This is a genomic window from Neisseria sp. P0021.S005 (assembly GCF_051956955.1).
Genome location: NZ_JBQCWY010000156.1, coordinates 1 through 5,927 on the forward strand (window position 1 = coordinate 1; position 5,927 = coordinate 5,927).

At 49.5% G+C, this 5,927-nt stretch carries 5 protein-coding genes; 3 read left to right on the forward strand and 2 right to left on the reverse strand.

Annotated elements, in window-relative coordinates; translation table 11 throughout:
* The first annotated feature begins 335 nt into the window (after positions 1–335).
* Positions 336–1,079: a pseudouridine synthase gene (locus ACTHUE_RS09655; protein WP_004520512.1), complete on the forward strand. Its 744-nt coding sequence runs from the start codon at positions 336–338 to the stop codon at positions 1,077–1,079.
* A gap of 59 nt (positions 1,080–1,138) precedes the next feature.
* On the opposite strand, the gene alr is transcribed toward ACTHUE_RS09655, so the two are convergent.
* Entirely contained in the window at positions 1,139–2,197 is a 1,059-nt protein-coding gene (gene alr, locus ACTHUE_RS09660; protein WP_049336198.1) for an alanine racemase, read from the reverse strand.
* Between the two features lie 216 nt (positions 2,198–2,413).
* Between alr and ACTHUE_RS09665 the strand changes: the two genes are divergently transcribed.
* Complete coding sequence (locus ACTHUE_RS09665) at positions 2,414–2,875, forward strand: winged helix-turn-helix transcriptional regulator (protein WP_440361293.1); 462 nt, start codon at positions 2,414–2,416, stop codon at positions 2,873–2,875.
* Between the two features lie 573 nt (positions 2,876–3,448).
* Positions 3,449–4,786 carry a GTPase/DUF3482 domain-containing protein gene (locus tag ACTHUE_RS09670; protein ID WP_107849057.1) on the forward strand — a complete coding sequence of 446 codons (1,338 nt, stop codon included), beginning with the start codon at positions 3,449–3,451 and terminating at the stop codon, positions 4,784–4,786.
* Between the two features lie 74 nt (positions 4,787–4,860).
* Here ACTHUE_RS09670 and ACTHUE_RS09675 read toward each other — a convergent pair.
* The coding region (locus tag ACTHUE_RS09675; protein WP_440423366.1) for an efflux transporter outer membrane subunit at positions 4,861–5,927 on the reverse strand (1,067 nt) is incomplete at its 5' end.

Here is a 5,927-nt window from a genome sequence, read left to right on the forward strand (position 1 = left end):
TTCATTGATTTATCCTTAAAACGTGATGCACCAAGGCTTGCTTTAGCGACAAACTGCCTTAATGCGCTTCAGAAAGACCAGTCATTATAGTCTTCATGATTTCATGAGTGAAATGTCATTTCAACCCAAATTCGACTGAAAACAAAATGATTAGTTCGTCCGTAAGGTTAACACAAACAGACAATATACCCTTCATTTTTTACTTCAAAACTAAATATTCCTTAACATATAACAAACGAAAGGCCGTCTGAAAACCCAAAAATTCAGTTTTCAGACGGCCTGACAAACAGTCAATGCTATAATCCGACATTCCCATTTCTCTATATTGCCATACCATGCAAAACAACGATTCCGAAACCATGCGCCTCTCCAAACGCATGGCGCAATTGGGCTTATGCTCGCGCCGCGAGGCAGACAGTTACATCGAGCAAGGCTGGGTCAAAGTCAACGGTCAAACCGCCGTACTCGGTCAAAAAGTCACCGAGCGCGACCGCATCGACCTCAACAAACAAGCCCATGAAAAACAAGCAGCGCGCGTAACCATCCTTCTGAATAAACCCGTCGGCTACGTCAGCGCGCAGGCAGAAAAAGGCTATAAATCCGCCGCAGAACTCATTACCGCCGAAAACCATTGGGAAGGCGATGACAGCCGTATCCCTTTCAGCGAAAAACACAAATTCGGCTTAGCCCCTGCCGGCCGCTTAGATATCGACTCCGTCGGATTGTTAGTACTCACTCAGGACGGCCGCATTGCCAAACAACTGATTGGTGAAAACAGCAGCAGCGAAAAAGAATACCTTGTCCGCGTCCGTGGCAAACTGGACGATAAAGGCCTCGCCCTACTCAACCACGGCTTGAGTTTGGACGGAGAAAAATTGCGCCCCGCCAAAGTCGAATGGCAAAACGAAGACCAGTTGCGCTTTATTTTGCGACAAGGCAAAAAACGCCAAATCCGCCGCATGTGCGAACTGGTCGGCCTGCGTGTCGTCGGTTTGAAACGCATCCGCATGGGTAAAGTCAAACTCGGCAGACTGCCGCCGGGCAAATGGCGTTATCTACGCGCTGACGAATCGTTTTAATTGCAGCTAATAAAAAGGCCGTCTGAAAACACATTTCAGACGGCCTCATCTTTTACTGCTTACTCGATATAAGTAAACTTCGCACGTTTGATATTGCAGAGAATTTCGTACGGAATCATACCGGCAACTTCGGAAACTTCATTGATATTAATCACATCGCCCCAAAGCTCGACTTCCGCGCCCAAGCCCTCTTTCGATGCTTCCAGCTCAACCGTAATCATATCCATAGATACCCTGCCGATAATACGGCTGCGTTTGCCATCCACTGCCACAGGGGAATTAGTGGAAGCGCGACGCGGATAACCGTCGGCATAGCCGCAGGCAATCAAACCGACACGGATAGATTTGCTGGTGTAGAACGTTGCGCCGTAGCCAATCGGAGAATGCGGTTGCAACACGCGCTCGCCGAAAACACGGGAAGTCAGGCGCATAACAGGTTTCAAACGCTCATCCACGCCGCCGAAAGGCGAAATACCATACAAGGCCAGACCGGCACGTCCCCAATCGCGCCGCGCTTCAGGCACGTTCAAAATCGCGGCGGAATTCGCCAAGCTCTCTTCGCCTTCCAAACCCTCACACGCCAAATCAAACGCTTCAAGCTGCATTTCGGTCATGCCGTTTTCCGGTTCGTCCGCGCAGGCAAAATGGCTGAATTTCACAATGTTTTCAACCGATTCGGATTGTTTCAATGCAGTATAGGCGGCGGCATAGTTATGCGGAAAGAAACCGGCACGGTGCATACCCGAGTCCATTTTCAGCCATACGGTCGTCGGACGTTGCCACTCATGATGCACAAACGCCTCCAACTGCCATTGGCTACCGATTGCCGGCCACAAATCATAACGGTCAACATCCGCATATTCCGCAGCCTCAAACACGCCTTCCAACAAAACAATCGGATTTTTAATGCCGTTTTGACGCAATTCCACGCCTTCATCTACCGTTGCCACCGCAAAGCCGTCGGCAATATCCGCCAACGCGTGTGCACATCTGACCGCACCATGCCCGTAAGCATCGGCCTTAATCACGGCCAACAATTTATTGCCATGCAACTCTTTGAGAAAACGATAATTTTGACGTAAATTATCCAAACGGATTTGCGCATTGAGCGGACGCATAATGTATTCCTCTTATCGGCATTCCGTTTCAGACGGCCTGCCCTATTACTTTGAAGTAAATATTATAGGTCAAAAACTACACAGGATTCCATGAAATACACAAGAATAATCTATTCATATTTTAGAACTCATGCGCACCTTTAGGCATTTATGCTTCTTCTCAGCCTGTTTTAAGGTTATGATTCAATCCAAATGAAAACGACAGACATCAAGGCCATGAAAGAACTCGACAAAACCGACTTAAAAATCCTCAAGCTCCTACAACAAAATGCACGTATCCCCATGACTGAATTGGCTGAAAAAGTCGGCCTCTCCACTACGCCAGTAACCGAACGCGTCCGCCGCTTGGAACGCGACAACCTCATTACCGGCTATCACGCCCATCTGAATCCTCATGCTTTAGGCCAAAGCCTCTTGGTCTTTGTCGAGCTGAGACTGCGTTCCAAATCCGGCAATATTTTTGAAGACTTCAAACGCGAAGTGCTGAAGATTCCGCAAATTCTGGAATGCCACTTAGTATCCGGCGAATACGACTACCTTATCAAAGTCCGCCTGCCCAATATGTCCGCCTATCGCGATATGCTCGGCAATATCCTGCTGCAACTGCCGGCTGCTTCCGAAAGCCGCAGCTATGTTGTCATGGAAGAAGTCAAAGAAGAAGTAGTATTAGACATCTAATTCTATTCAACAAACAAAGGCCGTCTGAAAGATTACAACATTCAGACGGCCTTTATTTTAAATAGGCAAAAAAAATGCACACATCCGACAGAATGTGTGCCAAGTCTACAAAGGAGAAATAGAGGAGAAACTATTAACTGACTACTCGAACCAGCTAACGAAACGAATTATGCAACAAGATATTCAACCGCGCAAGTATTTTTCTTGTAAAGTTTCTTAATTATTCAATTAACAGATCTTAAATGTAATCATGTTTCAATGTAGATAAAAAAATGCGCATACCGTTTTGATATGCGCCAAGTCTACAAAGGAGAAATAGAGGAGAAAAATCAAGCTGCATCAAGCAACTCAACGGCGCGAATTATCCTAGCCTTCTACCCTCCTGTCAACTGTTTTCCCATCTATTTTCAAGTATTTTGCTAAAAAACAACAAATCCACTATTCCCCTCTTTTTCTTGCTATTTTCGCCCATATATAAAAAGAATTTAGGGCCGTCTGAAACATATATTGCCACTAAAGATAAACGGCTCCATACTCACACATTCATAGTCCATATCAACCCAACCCACAACCATGACCACCCCACTTTCCCTTGCCGTCGTCGGCCATACTAACACAGGCAAAACCTCGCTCTTACGTACGCTTTTGCGCGACAGCACCTTCGGCGAAGTGAAAAACGCGCCCTCCACCACGCGCCATGTCGAAGAAGCCCTTATCAACGACGGCGACGACAGCCTGGTTTATCTCTACGACACACCCGGCCTTGAAGATGCCGGCGGCGTGTTGGACTGGCTGGAAACCCATACATCCGCACGCGATGACGGCATTGAGCGCATCCAGCAATTCCTCAACAGCCATGAATCGCATCACGAGTTTAACCAAGAGGCCAAAGTTCTGCGCCAAGTCATGCAAAGCGATATGGCCATGTACGTCATCGATGCGCGGGAACCCGTCCTCGACAAATACAAAGACGAGCTGACTATTTTGTCTTGGTGCGCCAAGCCCATCATGCCCGTGTTCAACTTCACCCAAAATCAAGACCTGACCGCTTGGACCAATATGCTCGCCCGCAGAAACCTGCATGTTTACGCCGGTTTCGATACCGTTGCCTTCGACTTTGAAGGCGAAATCCGATTGTGGGACAACCTTGCCACCATGTTACCCAAGCGCGACATCCTCGACCGCCTCATCAATATGCGCCGTCGCGAGTGGCAACTGCTGGATACGGAAGCGCGCCGTGAAATTGCCGATTTTCTGCTGGATGCCGCCGCATTTACCCAAGAAATTGCCGAAAACGACGACCCTGCCCCGACTTTGGAAGTCATGCAATCGGAAATCCGCCAACTTGAGCGGCAAATGCAACAACGCCTGTTCACACTTTACCGCTTCTATCACGACGAAGTCGGCAGCGACAGCACATGGATGCCCAAAGCCTTCAAACAAGATCCGTTTGACAGCGAATTGCTCAAACATTACGGCATCCGTACCGGTACCGGCGCAACCGCAGGTGCACTCATCGGCTTAGGCTTGGATATTGCCACGCTTGGCGGCTCACTTGGTTTGGGTACGGCCATCGGCGGCCTGTTGGGCGGCATTTTGCCCAATGCCCAAGACATCACCGACAAAATCAACGGCAGGCAAACCCTGCATACCGATCCGGAAACCCTTACCCTGCTCGCCGCACGCGCACTGGATTTGTTGCACGTCTTGCAAACGCGCGGCCATGCGGCTCAGTCGCATATCGAGCTAAAAGAACGCAAAGCGCCATGGAATGCGGCCAAATTGCCAAGCGAACTCAACAAAGCGCGTAGCAACCGCAAATGGTCTTCGCTCAACACACACCAGCCCGAAGCCAGCCGTAACGAACGCGCAGCCTATGCAGCCACTTTAAGCGAAAAATTAAAAGCTTAGAATTGCCGCATAACAAAAAGGCCGTCTGAAACCTAAATGTTTCAGACGGCCTTTTGATTTTAGAAGGAAAATACTTATTCAGCAGCTTTGGTTTCTCGTTTCAAACCGCCGCCAAGTGCTTTATACAAGTCGGCAAGGTTTTCCAGACGGGTCAGCTGATTGGCTAAAAGAGCAGTATCCGCGCTATAACTGCTGCGCTCGGCATCCAGTAAATCCAATGCGCTGGATACGCCATGTTTGTAGCGCAGGCTGATAAGGCGCAGGCTGTCGTTGTAGGCACGGCTTTGTTTACTCAACGCTTCATAGCTTTTATCCAGCTGTTCGCGCGCAACCAAAGCATTGGAAACGTCTTTAAATGCGGATTGAACAGCGGCTTCATAAGCAACGATTTGTGCCTGTTGGCGCAGTTTGGCTACGTCAAGATTGGCTTTGTTGGTACCCCAGTCAAAGATAGGCAGCGTGATGGACGGTGCAAACGCCCAAACACCCGTGCCGCTCTTAAACAGGCCACTCAACTCGCCGGAAGCTGTACCGACAGAACCGGTCAGGCTGATGCGCGGGAAGAAGGCCGCACGTGCCGCGCCGATATTGGCATTGGCTTGTTTGAGCGAGTATTCGGCCGCGCGGATATCCGGGCGGTTGAGCAACACGTCCGAACTCAAACCGGCAGGCAGTTTGGTGATTTTGAACTGTTTGCTCAAAGACAGGCCGGCAGGCAAATCTTCGGGCAGAGGTTGATTAATCAGCATGGCCAAGGAATTGCGCGCTTGCTCGCGGTTTTTCACCGCGGATGCATAATCGGCTTTGGCCGATTCAATCAGCGCTTCCTGTTGGTGCAAATCAACGGCGGAAATCACGCCGGCCTTATGGCGTAATTGCGAGAGCTTGTAAGTCGCTTCACGGGTTTGTAATACGCGTTGTGCCAATGCCATGGTTTCTTCCGCGTAGCGTTCGTTAAAGTAGGCTTTGGCAACGGTAGAAATCAGGGTCAGATGGGCGGCATCGCGGTTTGCGGCCACATTAAAATAACCTTGCAACGCGGCTTCGCTGGTGCTGCGGACACGGCCGAAGAGGTCAAGCTCATAAGAGGCTGCGCCCAAACCCACGCTGTATTGGCTGCTAACGCTGCCGCCACTCAAAC

What these genes read in the sequence shown, in the direction of transcription:
- ACTHUE_RS09655 (WP_004520512.1), top strand. Translation starts at nt 336, where the DNA reads ATGCAAAACAACGATTCCGAAACCATGCGCCTCTCCAAACGCATGGCG.
- ACTHUE_RS09665 (WP_440361293.1), top strand. Translation starts at nt 2,414, where the DNA reads ATGAAAGAACTCGACAAAACCGACTTAAAAATCCTCAAGCTCCTACAA.
- alr (WP_049336198.1), bottom strand. Translation starts at nt 2,197, where the DNA reads ATGCGTCCGCTCAATGCGCAAATCCGTTTGGATAATTTACGTCAAAAT.
- ACTHUE_RS09670 (WP_107849057.1), top strand. Translation starts at nt 3,449, where the DNA reads ATGACCACCCCACTTTCCCTTGCCGTCGTCGGCCATACTAACACAGGC.